This window comes from Saccharopolyspora sp. CA-218241 (assembly GCF_050954615.1).
GTDB classification, from domain to species: Bacteria; Actinomycetota; Actinomycetes; order Mycobacteriales; family Pseudonocardiaceae; genus Saccharopolyspora; species Saccharopolyspora cebuensis.
Map to the genome: position 1 here is coordinate 5,326,601 of NZ_CP191860.1, position 17,925 is coordinate 5,344,525.

At 69.8% G+C, this 17,925-nt stretch carries 14 protein-coding genes; 7 read left to right on the plus strand and 7 right to left on the minus strand.

The window, feature by feature from the left end; genetic code table 11:
* Nucleotides 1-9: 9 nt before the first annotated feature.
* The 5 genes from ACQP0T_RS25135 to ACQP0T_RS25155 form a co-directional block, all read right to left on the minus strand.
* Nucleotides 10-540, minus strand: a complete 531-nt coding sequence (locus tag ACQP0T_RS25135) for a DUF3558 family protein (RefSeq protein ID WP_433870272.1) — start codon at nucleotides 538-540, stop codon at nucleotides 10-12.
* Between the two features lie 8 nt (nucleotides 541-548).
* Nucleotides 549-1,112 (minus strand): DUF3558 family protein, encoded by a 564-nt coding sequence (locus ACQP0T_RS25140; protein WP_433870273.1) that lies wholly within the window; start codon nucleotides 1,110-1,112, stop codon nucleotides 549-551.
* Nucleotides 1,096-1,560, minus strand: a complete 465-nt coding sequence (locus ACQP0T_RS25145; RefSeq protein ID WP_433870274.1) for a hypothetical protein — start codon at nucleotides 1,558-1,560, stop codon at nucleotides 1,096-1,098. Before ACQP0T_RS25145 ends, ACQP0T_RS25140 begins: the two co-directional genes overlap by 17 nt.
* A 94-nt stretch (nucleotides 1,561-1,654) precedes the next feature.
* Nucleotides 1,655-1,816, minus strand: coding sequence for a DUF397 domain-containing protein (locus tag ACQP0T_RS25150; protein ID WP_433870275.1), 162 nt, complete (start codon nucleotides 1,814-1,816; stop codon nucleotides 1,655-1,657).
* A gap of 23 nt (nucleotides 1,817-1,839) precedes the next feature.
* The gene (locus tag ACQP0T_RS25155) at nucleotides 1,840-2,682 is read right to left on the minus strand and encodes a helix-turn-helix domain-containing protein (RefSeq protein ID WP_433870276.1); all 843 of its coding nucleotides are present in this window, start codon (nucleotides 2,680-2,682) and stop codon (nucleotides 1,840-1,842) included.
* Between the two features lie 212 nt (nucleotides 2,683-2,894).
* Between ACQP0T_RS25155 and ACQP0T_RS25160 the strand changes: the two genes are divergently transcribed.
* From ACQP0T_RS25160 to ACQP0T_RS25170, 3 genes are all read left to right on the plus strand, one after another.
* The gene (locus tag ACQP0T_RS25160; RefSeq protein WP_433870277.1) at nucleotides 2,895-3,044 is read left to right on the plus strand and encodes a hypothetical protein; all 150 of its coding nucleotides are present in this window, start codon (nucleotides 2,895-2,897) and stop codon (nucleotides 3,042-3,044) included.
* On the plus strand, nucleotides 3,029-3,250 hold the full coding sequence (locus tag ACQP0T_RS25165; protein ID WP_433870278.1) for a hypothetical protein: 222 nt from the start codon (nucleotides 3,029-3,031) through the stop codon (nucleotides 3,248-3,250). Before ACQP0T_RS25160 ends, ACQP0T_RS25165 begins: the two co-directional genes overlap by 16 nt.
* Nucleotides 3,251-3,708: 458 nt before the next feature.
* Nucleotides 3,709-5,658, plus strand: a complete 1,950-nt coding sequence (locus ACQP0T_RS25170) for an N-acetylmuramoyl-L-alanine amidase (protein WP_433870279.1) — start codon at nucleotides 3,709-3,711, stop codon at nucleotides 5,656-5,658.
* A 115-nt stretch (nucleotides 5,659-5,773) separates the two neighbouring features.
* On the opposite strand, the gene ACQP0T_RS25175 is transcribed toward ACQP0T_RS25170, so the two are convergent.
* The gene (locus ACQP0T_RS25175) at nucleotides 5,774-6,499 is read right to left on the minus strand and encodes a TetR/AcrR family transcriptional regulator (RefSeq protein WP_433870280.1); all 726 of its coding nucleotides are present in this window, start codon (nucleotides 6,497-6,499) and stop codon (nucleotides 5,774-5,776) included.
* On the opposite strand from ACQP0T_RS25175, the gene ACQP0T_RS25180 reads away from it, so the two are divergent.
* Together ACQP0T_RS25180 and ACQP0T_RS25185 are read left to right on the plus strand one after the other, a co-directional pair.
* The gene (locus ACQP0T_RS25180; protein WP_433870281.1) at nucleotides 6,484-7,767 is read left to right on the plus strand and encodes an MFS transporter; all 1,284 of its coding nucleotides are present in this window, start codon (nucleotides 6,484-6,486) and stop codon (nucleotides 7,765-7,767) included. The two genes, ACQP0T_RS25175 and ACQP0T_RS25180, sit on opposite strands and share 16 nt — an antisense overlap.
* A 31-nt stretch (nucleotides 7,768-7,798) precedes the next feature.
* Nucleotides 7,799-10,072 carry a glycoside hydrolase family 3 C-terminal domain-containing protein gene (locus tag ACQP0T_RS25185; RefSeq protein ID WP_433870282.1) on the plus strand — a complete coding sequence of 758 codons (2,274 nt, stop codon included), beginning with the start codon at nucleotides 7,799-7,801 and terminating at the stop codon, nucleotides 10,070-10,072.
* 537 nt (nucleotides 10,073-10,609) lie between these two features.
* On the opposite strand, the gene eccCa is transcribed toward ACQP0T_RS25185, so the two are convergent.
* A complete protein-coding gene (eccCa, locus tag ACQP0T_RS25190) occupies nucleotides 10,610-14,734 on the minus strand; it encodes a type VII secretion protein EccCa (protein WP_433870283.1) in 4,125 nt (1,374 codons plus the stop codon).
* Between the two features lie 309 nt (nucleotides 14,735-15,043).
* Here eccCa and eccD point away from each other — a divergent pair, with 309 nt between their 5' ends.
* On the plus strand, nucleotides 15,044-16,483 hold the full coding sequence (eccD, locus tag ACQP0T_RS25195) for a type VII secretion integral membrane protein EccD (protein ID WP_433870284.1): 1,440 nt from the start codon (nucleotides 15,044-15,046) through the stop codon (nucleotides 16,481-16,483).
* An 11-nt stretch (nucleotides 16,484-16,494) separates the two neighbouring features.
* On the plus strand, nucleotides 16,495-17,880 hold the full coding sequence (gene mycP, locus ACQP0T_RS25200) for a type VII secretion-associated serine protease mycosin (protein WP_433870285.1): 1,386 nt from the start codon (nucleotides 16,495-16,497) through the stop codon (nucleotides 17,878-17,880).
* Nucleotides 17,881-17,925: the final 45 nt, after the last annotated feature.

Here is a 17,925-nt window from a genome sequence, read left to right on the forward strand (position 1 = left end):
AACAGACCCTTACGCGGGCAATCTCGTTTCGACGACTTCAGCGATCTTCATCGCCTCAGCACAAGGGTCGCGCCCCTCGATGGCGTTCGAGCTCAGCGTGATGTCCACGATCACGGAACCAGAGCCGACGTACATCATCTGGCGACACACGCCCTGCCCCGTACCGCCGAGCACGATCCCGACGAACCCTTCGTGTGTGCCCACTTGGTTTGGAACGAACGAGTCGAACTGGCCGCGCTGACCTTCCCAATACGCCTTGTCATTCTCCGGCGCCTCCAGCACACCGAAGATGAGCCCCTCGCCTTGGTAATCACATCCAGCCTCGCCAATGCCAAGGTCATTGGGGATTGGTTCCGGACTTGCGCCGAATGACTGGATCTCTTCAGGCGAGAGCGCTGCACATGGATCGAAGTTCTGGAACACGTCCTTCGCCGGAGGCGGCGCCGCTGACGGTTCAGCGCTCTGTCCCCCTCCACAGCCCGCTAGCAGCAATCCGGCCGTAGCGGCCACCGCTAACCCGAAGACTCGTTTGGTACGCATGCCCGTACCTACTGCGGCAGTTTCGGCTCAACGGCCTGGGCGATCTCCATCGCTTTCGCGCAGGGATCGGCACCGGCCATGGTGTCGGATCGATACGTCACGTCCACGGTCACCGTGCCGCTACCCACATACATCATCTGGCTGCACACACCTTGGCCTGCGCCGCCAGTGGAAATTCCGGAGAACCCAGCGTGAGAACCGACCTGGTTGGGCTCGAAACGGTCGAAGTTGTTCTTCTGACCTTCCCAGTAAGCTTGGTCGCTCTCCGGCGCCTTCAGGATTCCGAAGTCGAAGACCTCGCCATCGAAGTCACATCCGGTCTCCCCGAGTCCGAGATCGCTGGGCTCACCCTCCGGTGAAGCGCCGAACGACTGGATCTCTTCAGGCGTCAACACGGTGCACGGGTCGAAGTTCTGAAGCACGTTCGTCGCTTCAGACGAAGGGGGGTTGCCTTCCGGAGCGGAACTGCCGCCGGAACACCCGGCGAGCAGCAGCCCAGCCGCAGCAGCGGTGAGCGTGATCGAGACTTTCTGGATGCGCATAGTCGCCATCAGATCAAATGCTCCGTCCAAGCTGACGAGCCTGTTCCTCGTCATTGCTCTGCGTATCGCGTGCAGCGTCCCGGTAAGCCTGCGCCATGGACCGCAGGGTCTGTTCCATACGCCGCAGGATCGGCGTCAGACCCGCGTCAGGACTGCCCGACGCCCCGTTGACCTTCTCGTTGAACTTCTGCTCCAGTTGACTGCCGATCCTGCAGTCCCCGTAGACCGACCTGCGCACCAATCGCTGACTGTCCGAGATCAGGTCGCCCAGGGACTCGGCCTTGTCTTCGTAGACCTTCGCGACTCGTTCGGCCGCTTCCGCGTCCATTACGAGCTGGCCTGAGTCCACGGCAGCACGCAGCCCTTGCGCGCGCCCCGCGAGCGCGCCCGCGCCTGCGGCGAAGCCTTCCATGCCCGTCGTCATCGCCCACCCCCTCAAACGGACGGTGATCGTCGCGCCTCGTTCGGCGACGATCACGGCCGCTGAGCATACCGGTTGAGGTGCTCAACGCGGACAAGATTCACGAACGCCACACCACCGATGTCGTCACACCACACCGGCGCGCTCTCCCCTACGCCTGGTGATCACGCAGCGCTGCGACGAAGCGGGACCAGCGCTGCCGGTCGAAGACAAGGACCGCCCCGTCGCGGTCCTTCGAGTCGCGGACGCCGACGACGCCGGGTGCGGTGCCCACCTCGACGCAGTTCACCTGCGGCCCGCTGTACGTCGACACCTTCCAGCCAGCTAAACCGCTTGTCATCCCGCTTCCCTCTCGTGCAGCTCCGCATAGCGTTCGAGCAGTGCGACCGATTCCGCCTCTGGTGCGGAAACGTCCACGATCCGTTCTACGGCATCGAAGAAGAGAGCAACATCCTCTTCCTGGTCCAAGAAGGCGCCCGAGCTGCGCGCTTCCACGTACGCGACCGGGCGCGCCTTGACGAACTCGAACAGCACGAAGGTGCCACCCAGCCCAGCGTGCGCGCCACGCGCCAGCGGAATGACCCGCACGCTGATCTGGGCATCCGCGCTGGCAGATATCAAGGCGCGCAGTTGCTCCGCCATGACGCGGTGGCCACCGACGGGGCGGAAGAGCGCAGCTTCGTCTATGAAGCACCGCAGGTGGGCTGGTTCCCGCTTGCCGAGGACACCTTGCCGAACCTGGCGGATGGATACCAGATCACTCGCCTCGTCCTGGTCCACTCCGGCCGACTCCATGACGGCTCGACTGTAGGCGCGCGTTTGGAGAAGGCCCGGGATCAGGCTGAGAGCCACCTCCGTGATCCGGACAGCTCGTTGCTCGGCGTCGATGAACGCGATGGTCTGGTGGTGCAGGTCCTGCCCCAGCTCCCACCAAGCTGGCTGGTCGATCTCGCGAGCCATCTTCAGCAGTCGGTTCCGGGCTTCGCCCTCAATCTCCAGCGCGTCGAGGATCGCGACCACGGACGCTTCCTTGATCCCGCGCTGGGCGGTCTCCAGCCTGCTGATCTTCGCTTCCGACCATCCCAGGGCATCACCGAGCTGCCGCATGGTCATCCCTGTTGCTTGCCGCGCTGCGCGCAACTCCTTGGCAAGCGCACGTGCTCTCGGAGTCTCCGACATGGGGAGAGCTTACGAACATGAGGTTCTTGCGAAGTCTTTCGCCTGATCAGGTAGTTGATCCGCCACACAGAATTGGCAAGGCTTGTCACAAGTTGGCATCCGAAAGAATCGAGGCACCTATGACGCCTTACTTGACGTACGTGTGGCGGCCGGTGAGCGGTGGGCGGCATGCGTTCGCCGCTGGGGATCGGGAGCGTCCGCGGGAGGACGAGGTGACGGCGTTCTGCGGGGCGTTGGCGGCTGCCGCGGAGCTGCACGACCGGACCGAGCTGGACTGGATCCGGGAGGCGTCGTGCATGGAGTGCTGGCGGCTCATCGCCGCGGGGTTGCGGGGAGGAACGGTGCCGTGGTCTGGGTCCTGAGCGTGAACCTGGTGGTGCTGTGCCTGCTGGGGCTCGCGCTGCTGGACGGCGCGATGCGGGAGGTCGAGGCGCGGGCCGAGCCCGCCGCCGAGGTGGTGCACCCCGCTGCGCTGCTCATCGCCCGCGTCGCGGCCGAGTCCCCGCCCCGCCTGGCCTGCCCGGTGTGCCGCCGGACGCGCGCCGGTCGGCACCGCCGGGAGGCGTGAATCAGCCCAGCCAGTCGAAGAACACCCACAACGCCTGGGAGGCCGCCGCCAGCACCAGCAGCACGACGAGGACCACGACGACGAACACCATGTGCTTCCGCTGCATCACCCCGCCATTGCCGCACGTCGCCCGCACCGGCCGCCAACCGGGGTCCACCGGCGCCGCCCGGAGGCCTGCGGAGCGGACTCCGCGTCCGCGGTGGAGCAGCGCCGGTTGGTGAGGGAATTCCCGAGCATCGCCGGAGGACCCGACGAACCCGGACACCATCACCCGTTCGGATGGATAGGCTCGGCACCGGCCCGGAGATGCACCGGAATTCGTCACGACCGGAGGCTCCCGCGCGTCGTCGACCCGTCCGCGCGGCCGAGCAGTGCGCGCAGCGACCGCCAGCGCGAGACCCCGCTGCCCCTGCGCGCGGCAAACCGGGCAACCACAAGCGAATCACGAGGTGGCCAACTTGAGAACGAACAGACGGCGCTGGACGCGTCCGGTGGTGGCGACGGCGATCGCCACCGGCCTGCTGGCCGGCGTCGCCCCAGCCGCGTCCGCCGAGCCGCGGACCCCGCTCGCCCCGCACACCGTCGAGCAGCGCGCGTTCGAGTCCGCCGCCGACGAGTTCGACGTGCCGACCCAGCTCCTCATGGCGGTCTCGTTCCAGCTCACCAGGTGGGAAGACCACGGCGGCGAGCAGAGCACGGCAGGCGGCTACGGCCCGATGCACCTGACCGATGTGGACCCCGAGCAGCTGCGCGCCGACAACCCCAAGCTGATCGGGCTCGCGGTGGACAACCCGCGGCTGCACACCCTGGTGGAAGCCGCCGAGCTGATCGACGTCCCGGCGGAGCAGGTCAAGCGGGACATGGCGCAGAACATCCGCGCCGGTGCCGCGCTGCTCGCCGACAACGCCAGGGAACTCGGCGACGGGAACCTCCCGGAGACCATCGGCGGCTGGTACCCCGCGGTCGCCGAGCTCAGCGGCAGCCCGCGGGCCAGCGGCGCGCGGTCGTTCGCCGACGACGTCTACGACGTGCTCGGGCAGGGTCGCAAGCGCACCACGTCCACCGGGCAGGAGCTCGCCTTCCCCAAGGTCACCGACGTGACCATGGACCGCGACCTCACCGGCACCGGGCTCGCCCAGGCGCGGACCGCGAACCGGCAGGCCGCGCGCAACGAGGACGAGGACACCAAGCCGAAGGCGGAGTGCCCGAGCGAGCTGGACTGCCGCTACATCCCGGCGGCGTACGCGCCGACCGACCCGGAGAACCCGGCCGGCGGCTACGGCAACTACGACACCGCCGACCGCCCGAACGACGCCCGCATCGACTCGATCGTCATCCACGACACCGAACTGTCGTACCAGGCGACGATCTCGGCGTTCCAGAACCCGGCCAGCGGGAGCGCCGCGCACTACGTGGTCCGCTCCTCCGACGGCCAGATCACGCAGATGATCCCCACCAAGGACATGGCGTGGCAGGCCGGCAGCTGGGACCGCAACATCACCTCCATCGGCATCGAGCACGAGGGCTGGGCCGCCGAAGGCGGGACCTGGTACACGGAGAAGATGTACCGCTCCTCGGCGAAGCTGGTGCGGCACCTGGCGGACAAGTACGACATCCCGCTGGACCGCGAGCACATCATCGGGCACGACGAAGTCAGCGCCGAAACCCCGGCGAAGGCGGGCCTGGAGCACTACGACCCGGGTCCCTACTGGGACTGGGACCGCTACATGGAGCTGATCGGCGCTCCGGCGGAGGAGGGCACCGGCGGGAACCGGGCCGTGACGATCTCCCCCGACTTCGACACCAACCGCCCCGAGGTGACGACCTGCACGGACGGCAAGTGCGAGCTCCTGCCCGAGCAGGGCGCGAACTTCCTGCCCCTGCGCACCGAACCGCGCGCGGACGCGCCGCTGCTGACCTCGGAGGTGGTGCACCCGGACGGCGCTCCGGGCAGCACCTGGATCGGCGACTGGGGCAACAAGGCGACCCACGGCAGGCAGTACGCGGTGGCCGAGCGCTCCGGTGACTGGTTGGCGATCTGGTTCGACGGCAAGAAGGCCTGGCTGCGCGACCCGGGCGGCAAGAACACCACCCCGGCCGAGGACGCCGAACTGGTGCAGCCGAAGCGGGACGGCATCCCGGTCTACGGCCGCGCGCTGCCGGAACCAGGGGCGTACCCGGAGGGCATCGAGCCGCAGACGCTGGAGGCGCTGCCGTACGAGCTCCCGGCCGGGCAGCGCTACGTGGCCCAGCCCGCGATCGAGTCGTTCGACTACTACGCCAGCTACGACGGCGTCGACGACCCGAACAACCACACGCTGATCAACGGTGACCAGGAGTTCGTCCCGATCTCCTACAACCACCGCTGGGTCTACGTGAAGAAGTCGGACATCGAGTCCGTCTCCTGACCCGGCGGGGTGAGCTCCGGCTCGCCCGTCGACGGCGGGCGCGTGATGCCAGCGGCACCACGCGCCCGCCACGAGCGGCGGCGGCAAGGACTTCGCGCTCCTCCCCGGGCACGCCTCACGTGTCGGCTCCGTGGTCATCGGGAGGCGCCGCACGCGTGAGCGCGGCGTCGAAGATCCGGAAGAGCGTCCCGACGGCTGCCGTCATGTCGACGCTCCGATCAACGAGCCACCGCTGCTGCAAACCGTCGGTGACCGCGAGGACGATGAGGGCGACGACGTCGGGGTCCACGTCCGTCACGCCCCGCTCATCGAGCACGCGCGACACCGTCTCCGAGATTCCGGCCCCGATCACCTTCTCCCGGCGGAGGAAGAAGTCGTGCGCGGGGTGCTCCGGATTGGTGGCCTCGACCGACAGCCGGGTGAACAGCTCGACCATGCCCGGGATGCGCGTGTTCCTCCCGATGACGCGCAAGTAGGCGTCCTCGACGTCCGACAGGCTCGGGTGCGGACGCTCGAACTCGACGGCATCGAGTTCGTCGCGCAAGCGCAGCACCTCGGTGAGCAGGTTCTCCCTCGTGCCGAAGTGGTGCAGCACGCCGGTCTTGCTGATCCCAGCCGCCTCCGCGATGCGCGTGACCGACGCAGCGGCGTATCCCTCCTCGTCGACGACGGCGAGTGCGTGCCGCAGGATCTCATCCCGGCGCACCGCGCTCTTCGCGTACGAGCCCCTCTTCGCCATGACCGCAGTAAACCCGACTCTTGCCAGAAGGAAAACAGACGGACAGACTGTTTTCGCTAGACGGCCCGATCGGGGGATGAGAGCCCATGTCGAAGACGACATCGCAGCAGGGCCCCGAGCCCATGCTCGACGGCTCCTCCGCGGGCCCCGTCCGGATTCGCGGACCGTTGCGGCGACTGCTGATGTGGCTGGCCCCGACCTACGCGGCCCTCTTCGCCATCTGGGGAGCCGTGCCCGGGATCCTCCTGGCGCTGCATGTCGAGCACGTCGATCCGGTGAACAAGGTCGCGAACCTCGCGATCGTCACGACGCTCGGAGCTGTCGTGTCGATGCTCGCGCAGCCGGTCGCCGGGCTGCTCTCGGACCGCACCCGATCCCGTTTCGGGCGTCGTGCGCCCTGGATGGTCGGCGGCAGCGCGGTCGGCGGGGTGCTGCTCATCGCGCTCGGACTCCAGACGACCCTCGTGGGAATCGCCGTGCTGTGGGTGGCGGTGTCGATCGCGTACAACTTCGCTCAGTCGCCGCTCGCCGCCGTCATGCCGGACCGGATTCCGCGACTGGCCCGCGGCAGCTTCTCGGCGCTGAGCGGCCTCGGCACGCTCGTCGGCATGCTGGGCGGGCAGTTCTTCGGGGCGACGCTCAGCGGAACCATCCCTCTCGCCTACGTCGTCCTCGCCGTTGCCGGCGTCGTGATGTTCGTCGCGTTCAACACCGCGAACCGCGACCGCTCGAGCCTCGGGCTCGAACCGCAGCGCTTCTCGTGGCGGGGCCTCGTCCGGACGTTCTGGGTGAACCCGCTGCACCATCCCGACTTCTTCTGGGGATTCACGGGCAGATTCCTGCTGAACCTCGCGTACTACATCGTCGCCGGCGGCTACCTGCTGTACGTGCTCGCCGACTACATCGGCCTCGGAACCGCGCGAGCGACGGCCGCGGTGCCCTTGATGGCGGTCGCCGCGGCACCCGGGTCCGTGCTCGCGACCGCTCTCAGCGGCCCGCTGTCCGACCGGATCGGGCGGCGCAAGATCTTCATCGTGATCTCGGGCGTGGTCTTCGGCGCCGCCATGGTCATTCCCGTCGTGATGCCCACCACGACCGGCGTGCTCCTGACCTTCGCCGTCGGCGGACTCGCCTACGGGGTGTTCCAATCCGTCGACGCGGTGCTCATGTCCGAGGTGCTGCCGAGCGCGGAGACCTTCGGCAAGGACCTCGGCATCGTCAACATGGCCATCACGCTGCCGCAAAGCCTCGCTCCCGCCATTGCCGGCGGTCTCGTCCTCGCCTTCGGTTACGTCTGGCTGTTCCCCGCCGCATCGGTGCTGGCCGTTCTCGGCGCCCTCTGCGTGCTCCCGATCCGATCCGTCCGATGACCTCGGGCACCACCAGCCCCCAGGAGGAGATGTGACGCCCCGCACACCGATCACCTCGGTGGACCTCACGCTGACCGAGAAGGCCTCGCTCACCAGCGGCGCAGATGTCTGGCACACGACGTCGATCCCCCGCGTCGGCGTCGAGTCCGTGATGATGACCGACGGCCCGCACGGTTTGCGCAAGCAGTCCGTCGGCGGCGATCACCTCGGCCTCGGCGACAGCAACCCGGCCACGTGCTACCCGCCTGCCGTCGCGCTCGGCGCCAGCTTCGACGTCGATCTCCTCCGCCGCGTCGGACAGGCGATCGGCGAGGAAGCCGCCGCGGAGGACGTCGCCGTCGTCCTCGGACCGGGCATCAACATCAAGCGATCACCGCTGTGCGGGCGCAACTTCGAGTATCTCTCGGAGGACCCGCTCGTGACCGGCGCACTCGGGGCGGCCATGGTCGAGGGGATCCAGTCGGCCGGGGTCGGTGCGTCGCTCAAGCACTTCGCGGCGAACAACCAGGAGACCGATCGAATGCGCGTCTCGGCGGACATCGCGCCGCGCCCGCTGCGCGAGATCTACCTGCGCGCATTCGAACACGTGGTGCGGCAGGCACGGCCTTGGACGGTGATGTGCTCGTACAACCGCATCAACGGGATCTACGCCTCGAAGAACCGCTGGCTGCTCACCGACGTGCTGCGGGACGAATGGGGTTTCGACGGACTCGTCGTCAGCGACTGGGGCGCCGTCGACGACCGGGTCGCGGCCCTTGCCGCCGGACTCGATCTCGAGATGCCGGGAGGCAACGGGCACGCGGACGCCCGGATCGTCGCGGCCGTCGATGCCGGCGGCGTCACGCAGGAGGCGCTCGACGCTGCGGCCGGCCGGGTGCTCGACCTCGTGCGCCGGGCGGGCAGACGACCGAGCGCGGCGCCGATCGACGTCGACGCCCATCACCTGCTCGCGCGCGAGGCCGCCGCGCGGTGCATCGTGCTGTTGAAGAACGACGCCGACCTGCTTCCGCTGCGGACGACCGACCGGATCGCCGTCATCGGTGCGTTCGCGGAGCGCCCGCGATACCAGGGCGCGGGTTCCTCGCGCATCGTCCCCACGCGACTCGACAACGCTCTCGACGAATTTCGCGCGGTCGCAGCGGGCGAGGTCACCTATGCGCCTGGGTTCGCGCTGCGCGGATCAGCGGACTCGGCACGCGACGCGGGCGAACTGCGCGCCGAGGCCGGACGCGTCGCGGCGGATGCCGAGGTCGCGGTCGTCTTTCTCGGGCTCCCGGACGAAGAGGAGTCCGAGGGGTTCGACCGGCGCCACCTCGACCTGCCCGCCGAGCAGCTCGCGCTGCTCGAGGAGGTGCGCGCGGCGAACCCGCGCACGGTCGTCGTCCTCTCGCACGGCGGAGTCGTCACCCTGCCGTTCGCCGACGACGTCCCGGCGATCGTCGACGGTTCACTGCTCGGGCAAGCCGGCGGCGGGGCCACTGCGGACGTCCTGTTCGGCGTCGTCAACCCCTCGGGACGCCTCGCGGAAACCGTGCCGCACCGACTGGAGGACACGGCGTCGTTCGGCAACTTCCCCGGCGAGGACGGCCACGTCGTCTACGGGGAGGGCCTCCTCGTGGGCTATCGCTGGCACGATGCGCGGCGCATCGGGCCGGCCTTCCCCTTCGGGCACGGACTCTCCTTCACGCACTTCCGCTATGGGGAGGCCGGGACGCACCTGCGAGGCGACGACGTGGTCGTGCGCGTGCCCGTGACGAACGAGGGCGACCGCGACGGGAGCGAGGTCGTGCAGGTCTACACGTCGCTTCCGGGGTCTCGAGCGGTGCGGCCACCGCGCGAGCTGAAGGCGTTCCGCAGCGTAGGGATTCCCTCTGGCCAGACGGTCGAGGTCGAACTCGTCATCGATCGCGCGGACCTCGCGGTGTGGGACGCGCGGCTCGATCGCTGGCGCGTCGAGGGCGGGGAGTACGTGCTCGAGGTCGGAGCCTCCAGCCGCGACGTCCGCTCCCGCACGAGCGTCGCGATCGACGGTGACTCCGCGCGGCCGGTGTTCACGCGGGATTCCTCGCTCGGCGAGGTGCTGGCGGATCCCTTCGCCGCGCAGCTCGTGCAACGAGCGCTCGCGGAGATGGCCGGGCAGATGCCCGAAATCGAGAACGTGCTCCAGGACACGACGATGATGCAGCTGATGGAGTCGTTCCCGATCGGACGGCTTCCTGGATACGGCGGCGTGCCGATCACGGCGGAGACCATCGACGGCCTGATCGCCATCGCGAACGCGGGTCCCGACGACGCGGCCCCGTGACGCGGAGGGCGCGTCGGTCCCACCACGGCGCGGGCGGACCAACACGGTGCGGACGCGGCCTCGGGTGCCGCACGGATCGGGTGGCCGCCGGACGCGGGGTCCGTGATCGGGCGGGATCTCGACGAGGGCGACGGTGATGGCCTGGCCCGGTCGCCGCACAGCTCCGTCGTGCACCCGGTGCTCCCCGGGTGCGTCAGGTATCGCGGTCCAGGAATGCGGCCAGCGGTGGCACGCGCAGGCGAGGACGGCGCGCGGCTCCCCGCCCGAGCACGCGGCCCGTCGGCCCTGCTCCGCTCCGAGGCGGGTTCTTCCGCACAAGGCCGTCGTCGGCGCGCAGCGATTCCCGGGCGCCGGCGGGAACGCAGAGCCGCACGTCCGGCCCGGGGGGGCGTTGCACAGGTTCGACCCGTTCGTGCCCGGCTGCACCGTCGCGCGCCGGGCACGCACCGCGGCTGACCGGCCGCGTACGCCGTCTCGGTCCCCGGAACGACGAAGCCTCCCCCGCCGGGTGGCGGGGGAGGCTTCGCGGTGCGGAGATCACTCCGGCGGCAGGAACGCCGTCTGGATCGTCTGCGGACCTTCCTTGAACTGGCGGCTCAGCAGCACACCGCGTCCCGGCGGGAGCTGCCGCGACTTGATGTTGCCGACGAGCTGGCCGTCGTCCTTGTTCGCGCTCATCGCCAGGCCCGGGGTGGAGACCTCGCGCATCTTGCCGATGATCGGTTCGAACAGCGAGCGCTGCGCACCACCGGAGTTGCGCGCCACGACGATGTGCAGACCGACGTCGCCCGCCTGCGGGACGAAGTCCGCCAGCGGGGCCAGCGGGTTGCTGCCCTGCGGCGCCACCAGGTCGTAGTCGTCGACGATGACGAACAGCTCCGGGCCCTTCCACCAGGAGCGGTTCTTGAGCTCCTCCTGGGTGACGTTCGGGCCGGGCAGCCGGTTCTTCAACGCAGCCGACACGTCCTTGACGTTGCTCTTGAGCTGGTCGGCGCCGACCGCGTACTCCATCAGGTGACCGGTGTTGAGGAAGCCGAGCATGGTCCGCCGGTAGTCGACCAGCAGGATGAGCGCTTCCTTCGGCGTGTACCGCTCGGTGATGCCCCGGACGATGGTGCGCAGCAGCGACGTCTTGCCCGCCTCGCGCTCGGCGAAGGCGTAGAAGTGCGGCTCCGCGGCGAAGTTGAGGTAGACCGGGTTGAGGCCGTCCTCGTTGACGCCGATCGGCACCAGCTTCGGGTAGGGCTGCTGCTCCGGGCGGGGGAGCTGCTCGGCAGGCAGCACCTCCGGCAGCAGGCGGACCTGCGGCGCCGGACGTCCCTTCCAGGAGCTGCGGACCCGGTTGACCAGGTCGGAGACACCGGTGGACAGGTCGTCGTTGTAGAGCTCCCAGCCCATCCGGGGCGGCGCGACCTCGCGGCCGTCCTTGGCCTCCTCGGCCTCCCGCATCTCGCGGGCGAACCGCTCCGCCTCCAGGCCGATCCGGTCACCGATGTTCTCGCTGTCCACCCGGGGCAGCGCGGTGAGGAAGTGCAGCCCCGAGGGGTGCAGCCCGCGACCGGGCCGACCGGCCGGGATCTTCTTGGCGATCTTGCGGTCGATCTCCGACTCGCTGGAGTCACCGAGCCGCAGCTCCAGCCGGGTGCCCAGCAGGTCCTTGAGCGCCGGGCGGATCTCCGCCCACCGGTTCGCCGAGACGACCACGTGGATGCCGAAGGTGAGGCCCTGCGCGGCGATGTTGAGCACGTCCGGCTCGATCGCCTCGAAGTCCTCGCGGAACGCCCGCCACCCGTCGATGAGCAGGAAGACGTCGCCGTACGGGTCCTCGGTCATCTCGCCGCGCCGCTTGCGGGCCCGGAAGTCCTGCATGCCCTCGACGCCGTGCTGCTGGAAGCGGGCTTCCCGCTCGGCCATCAGCGTCTTGATCTCGGCGACCGTGCGGCGCACCGTGTCCGGATCGCGCCGACCGCCGAAGCCGCCGACGTGCGGCAGGTTCCGCAGCGCCGCCATCGAACCACCGCCGAGGTCGACGCAGTAGAACTGCACCTCCTGCGGGGTGTGCGTGGTGGCCATCGACCCGATCAGCGTCCGCATCATGTTGGACTTGCCGGTCTGCGGACCGCCGACCACGGCGCCGTGGCCGTTGGCACCGCTGAAGTCCAGCACCATCGTGTCCTGGCGCTGCTTGTAGGGCACGTCGATGATGCCGACCGGCACCTGGAGCCGTCCGCTGTTGGTGTACCCGGCCGCGGTGTAGCCGCGGTCGTCGGTCTGCTGCATCGGCGGCAGCATGGTGTCCAGCGTGGGCGGGGCGTCCAGCGGCGGCAGCCACACCTGGTGGGCCGGCGCGCCACCGGCCTGGTGCACCCGGTCGATGACCACCTGGAAGTCGGTCGGGTCGAGCTCGTTGCGCTCCTGGACCGGCTCCTCCACGACCTCCGGGACCTCCGGCTCCGGCGGCTTCTCGATGAAGTCCGGGATGAACAGGCGCGGCATCTTGTCGCCGGTCACCGGGGAGGCACCGCCCTGGGACGCCGGGCGGCGACCGCTGGTCTGGTGCAGGAACCCGGAGACGTAGGCGGCGCGGAACCGGTCCATCCCGTTCGGGTGCTTGAGGAAGCCGTGACCACCGGTGGCCGGTAGGTCGGCGGCGTCGGGCAGGCCGATCGCGGCGCGCGACTCGGCGGCGTTGAAGGTCTTCAGACCGATCCGGTACGACAGGTGCGCGTCCAGGCCGCGCAGCTTGCCCTCCTCCAGCCGCTGGGACGCCAGCAGCAGGTGCACCTGGAGCGACCGGCCGAGCCGGCCGATCTCGTTGAACAGGTCGATGAAGTCCGGGTTCTTCGACAGCAGCTCGGAGAACTCGTCGATGACCACGAACAGCGCGGGCATCGGCTCGGGCGCGCGCCCGTCCCCGGCCTCGTGCTGCTTGCGGTAGTCCCAGACGTTCTTCGCGCCCGCCTTGTTCAGCACCTCCTGGCGCCGGTTCATCTCACCGGCCAGGGCGTCCTGCATCCGGTCGATGAGCGTGGCGTCGTCGCCGAGGTTGGAGATGTTGGCCGACACGTGCGGCGCCGGGTCGAACCCGTTGAACGTCGCACCGCCCTTGAAGTCGACGAGCACGAAGTTGAGCATCGACGACGGGTGGGTGGCGATGAGCCCCAGCACGATGGTGCGCAGGAACTCGGACTTGCCGGAACCGGTCGCACCGATGCACAGGCCGTGCGGGCCCATCCCGCCGGACGCGGTCTCCTTGATGTCCAGGTGCACGATCTCGCCGGTCTCGCCGGGGCCGATCGCGACCCGGTACAGGTCGTCCTTGGGCTTGGGCCGCCACGCCTCGTTGAGGTCGAAGGTCACCACGTCCCCGGCCAGGCCGAGCTGCTCGACGTAGTTCAGCGGCGTGGTCAGCGGCTCGTAGCCACCGGAGTCCACGTCGGCCGCCACCCCGCCGGCCACCCGGTACGGGGCGAGCTGGCGGGCCAGCGCGGTCGCCTCCTCCAGGCTCAGCGAGTCCGGCGTGCCGAACCACTCGACGCCGGTGCCGCCGCGCGCACCGATCCGGTCCTCCTCGATGACCATCCGCATCCCGCGCCGCGCGGTGAGCTGGCCGAGCAGATCGGACACGTCGATCATGGTGACGCCCGCCAGGCCGCCCTCCACGATCAGCGCTTCCTCCCGGCTGATCTCCGCGTCGTCGATGATGATCACGATGTGCGGCTGGCCGTCCGGCGGGGCGGCGTTGCGCTGGAAGCGCGGGCGTTCGGCGAGCTGCTCGCCGAGCATCTCCTCGATGGCGCGCAGCGACCCGGACATCAGGCGCATCGCACCGATGCCGTCGGTCTCCTCCGGGTGCTGGGCGTGCGGCAACCACTTCACCCAGTCCCACTCGCTGCGCGCGCGACCGCTGCTGGCCACCGCGATGAGCACGTCCTCCGGCGTGTGCAGGGTGGCGAGCTGGCAGATCATGGCGCGGGCCAGCCCGCGGGCCAGCTCCCGCTCGCCCTGCAACCCGACCGCGGCGAAGCCGCGCAGCGAGGTGGCGATCGGCAGGTCCGGCACCAGCGAGTGGGCCCGGACGAAGCGGCGCAGCGCCAGCGTGGTGATGGGCTCCAGCTCGTCGACCGGACCGGTCTGCGGCGGCACCAGGCGGGTCTCCAGCCGCTGCGAACCGCGGCCGACCCGGACCTGGCAGAAGTCGTTGTCGTTGGGGCGGCGCTCCCACATCCGGCGGGTGTTGGTGGCGATCGACCACAGCGCCCGCGGGTCCGGGTGCACCCACTCGCGCGCCAGCCGCTGCTCGTCGGCGGCCTCCCGCGCGCGATCCCGCATCTGCCCGAGGTACCGCAGGTAGTCCTTGCGGTCCTCGTTCATCTCGGCCTTCTGCTGACCGCCGCTCTGGCCGCCGCCGGCGATCATCCCGAAGGTGGAGATGAGCATCATCATGGGCATCATCATCATCATCGGGTTGTCCCGGGCCCGCTGGAGCATGAAGACCATCATCCCCAGCGAAGCGACGATCATGACGCCCGGAAGGATCTTCTGGACGACGTTGCCCGGGATCGTCCTCGGGATCTCCGGCGGTGGTTCGAGGTGCACCTCCCCGCCCGGTGGCCTGGGAGCGGCCAGGCGTGGCGTGCGCTTGAACTGCAGCGTGCTCACCGGACGCAGCTTCCTTCCCTGTCGAACGTGCTCGAAGAGCCTTCCCGCGAGCAGCATTCCGCACTGCCCACGTCGCCGCGCGCAGCGGGGTGCGGAGCGGATCGCCCGACCACCGATCGGCTCGCGCGAGCCGGTCGCGAATTGATCGGTGCGAGTTCCACCAAACCCATCACCTCACGGCGGTCGGTGCGGCCATACTAGGGGCGCTCTCCGACCGGGCGGGTGGGTTTCGGAAGAAAAACCGGCCTTGGTTGGATCGAGCCGAGCCGAAAGTTGCAAGGCAATCGACCAAGGGAGTAGGGGGCCCAAGTGGCGACCGGGACCACGGTGTTCAGCCGCGTGACAGTGGTGGCACCGACAACTCGCATCGACCTGGCGCTGCCTGCGGACGTGTCCGTGGCTGACCTGCTGCCGATGCTGCTCGACATGGCGCGCGAGATCAAACCGGACGGCGGTTCGCGCCACGGCGGCTGGGCCCTGGCCAAGCTGGGCGCCAGCCAGCCGCTCGACCCGAGCCAGACGCTCGCCTCGCAGGGCATCGTCGACGGCGACATGCTCCAGCTCCGCAGGCGATCGGACGACCCGCCGCCGCCGCTCTACGACGACGTGGTCGACGCGCTCGCCGAGGCGGAGCCGGGCAGCTACCGCCCGTGGACCAAGGAGACGGCCGCCAAGGTCGGCCACACCGCCGGTGCGCTGGCGCTGATCGCCGCCGCCGCCGGGCTCGGCCTGGCCGGACCGGCCGGGATGCTGCACCCCGGGCTGAACAGCACCCTGGCGATCGTCTACCAGATCATCGCCGCGGTGGTCGGGGCCGTCGTCGCGATCTTCGCCACCGGCGTCGGCTCGATCGTCACCCGGGCCTACGCGGCGCCCACCACGGGCACCGTGATCGCCGCCGCGGGCGGACTGCCGATGGCCTTCGTGGCGGGCTTCAACATCGTGCCCGGCAACGCGGCCGAACCGCGGATGCTGCTGGGCAGCGCCCTGGTGCTGATCTTCGCGGCGGTGTCCATCATGGTCATCGGCGCCGGGATCATCACCTTCATCGCCGCCGCCACCGCCGCGACGTTCGGCACCATCTCGTTCCTGGTCGCCACCCTGATGCCGAACACGCCGGGCGCGGGCATCGCCGCCGGTGCCGCCGCCGTGGGCCTCGCGGGCATCTCGCTGCTGCCCCGGCTGACCATCCAGCTCGCCAAACTGCCGCTGCCGCACGTGCCGGGCAGCGCCGAGGACCTCAAGGAGGACAGCGGCTTCCCGGACTACCGGGAGATCGAGCGGCAGACCGGGCTCGCGCACCAGTACATGACCGGGCTGATCATCGGTTGCGGCGTGGTCGCGGCGATCGGCGCGATGGTCTCGGCGCTGGCCGGCGTCTGGGGCGCGGTGTTCGCCGTCGTGGTCTCCGCGGTGCTGCTGCTGCGCGGCCGCAACTACGCCAACGGCAGCCAGGCGATCGCGCTGCTGATGAGCGGCTTGCTCGCCTCGCTCGGGGTCACCGTCGGCCTGCTGATCCAGGTCTCGACCGCCCCGATCGCGGTGGCGTGGACGTTCCCGCCGCTGCTGCTGCTGGGCGTGCTCGCGATCGTCTTCGGCGTGGTCTTCCCGAACCGGCGGTTCTCGCCGGTGCAGCGCCGCACCGTCGACATCATCGAGGCGATCCTGATCGCCCTGGTGCTGCCGCTGGCGCTGGCCGTGATGGACCTCTACATGACCCTCCGCGACCTCAACATCAACTTCTTCTGAGGAGCGGCGTGATGCGCTCTACCCTCCCGAGGGTCCGCCGCGGTCTGGCGCTGACCGCCGCGGCGGGCCTCACCCTCGGCGTCGCGGCGGGCCCCGCCGCGGCCCAGGGCTACGAAGGCCCACCACCGCGGATTCCCGGCATCACCGCCGACTCCACGTTGGAGACGTTCCCGTACGAGCGGCGGCAGGGCTGCATGCAGGGCAACCCCGGTGGCGGCATCATCGAGGAGAAGCCCTGGGCGCAACTGGTGCTCGGCTACGAGCAGGCACACGTCCAAGGGCTGACCGGTGGCGGATACACGGCCGCGGTGATCGACACCGGGGTCAACCAGCACCCCTGGCTCGGCGGTGGGGTGGCCGCCGGGGAGAACAGCGTCCCCGAAGGCGGCGCCACCACGGACTGCGACGGCCACGGCACCGCCGTGGCCGGACTCATCGCCGGGCAACCGACGAACGACGAGGTCGGCTTCGTCGGCATCGCGCCGGACGCGTCGATCCTGTCGATCCGGCAGCAGTCCAACCTCTACGTCAGCGACACCGACCAGACCATCGGCAACACCCAGACGATGGCCGAGGCCATCAACTCCGCGGTGGACGCGAACGTCGGGGTCATCAACATCTCGCAGTCGTCCTGCCAGCCGATGGAGCAGGCGAGCAACCCCGGCGAGCAGTACAACCAGATGCTGCACAACGCCGTCAAGCGCGCCTACGACGCGGGCATCGTCGTGGTCGCGGCGGCGGGCAACGTCAGCGAGGCGTGCAAGAAGAACTCCCCGGGCAGCCCCAGCACCGCCGTGCTGCCCGCGTGGTTCGACGAGTACGTGCTCACCGTGGCGTCGGTGAACCAGGCGGGCGCGCCATCGGAGTTCACCGTGCCGGGCCCGTGGGTCGACGTCGCCGCGCCCGGCGAGAACATCACCTCGCTGGACCCGGGCCGCGGCGGCAATGGGCTGGCCACCCAGATCTCCTCCGGCCCCGACGGGCAGATGACGCCGATCCAGGGGACCAGCTTCGCCGCCCCGTACGTGTCCGGGCTCGTGCTGCTCATCAAGCAGAAGTTCCAGGAGCAGGGCAGGCAGCTCACCGCCGAGCAGATCATGCACCGGATCACCAGCACCGCGCTGCACCCCGGCGGCACCGGCGGACGCAACGACATCGTCGGCTACGGGATGGTCGACCCGATGGCCGCGCTGAGCGACGTGGTGCCCGCCGAGTGGGGCAAGGCGCCCGCCCCGCCGGGACCGACCGAGCTGTCGGCCGACGTCCTGCCGCAGAAGGACTGGCCCGCGCTGATCATCTCGATCGGCGGCGCGGGTGCGGGAGTCGCGGCGATCGTGTTCACCGCGTTCCTCACCAACGCCGTCCGCAACGTCCGCGCCCGGACCAGAGGCGACTGACCCGCGCCTCACCCCATCGGGACATGAGTGAGGGGCACCTTCATC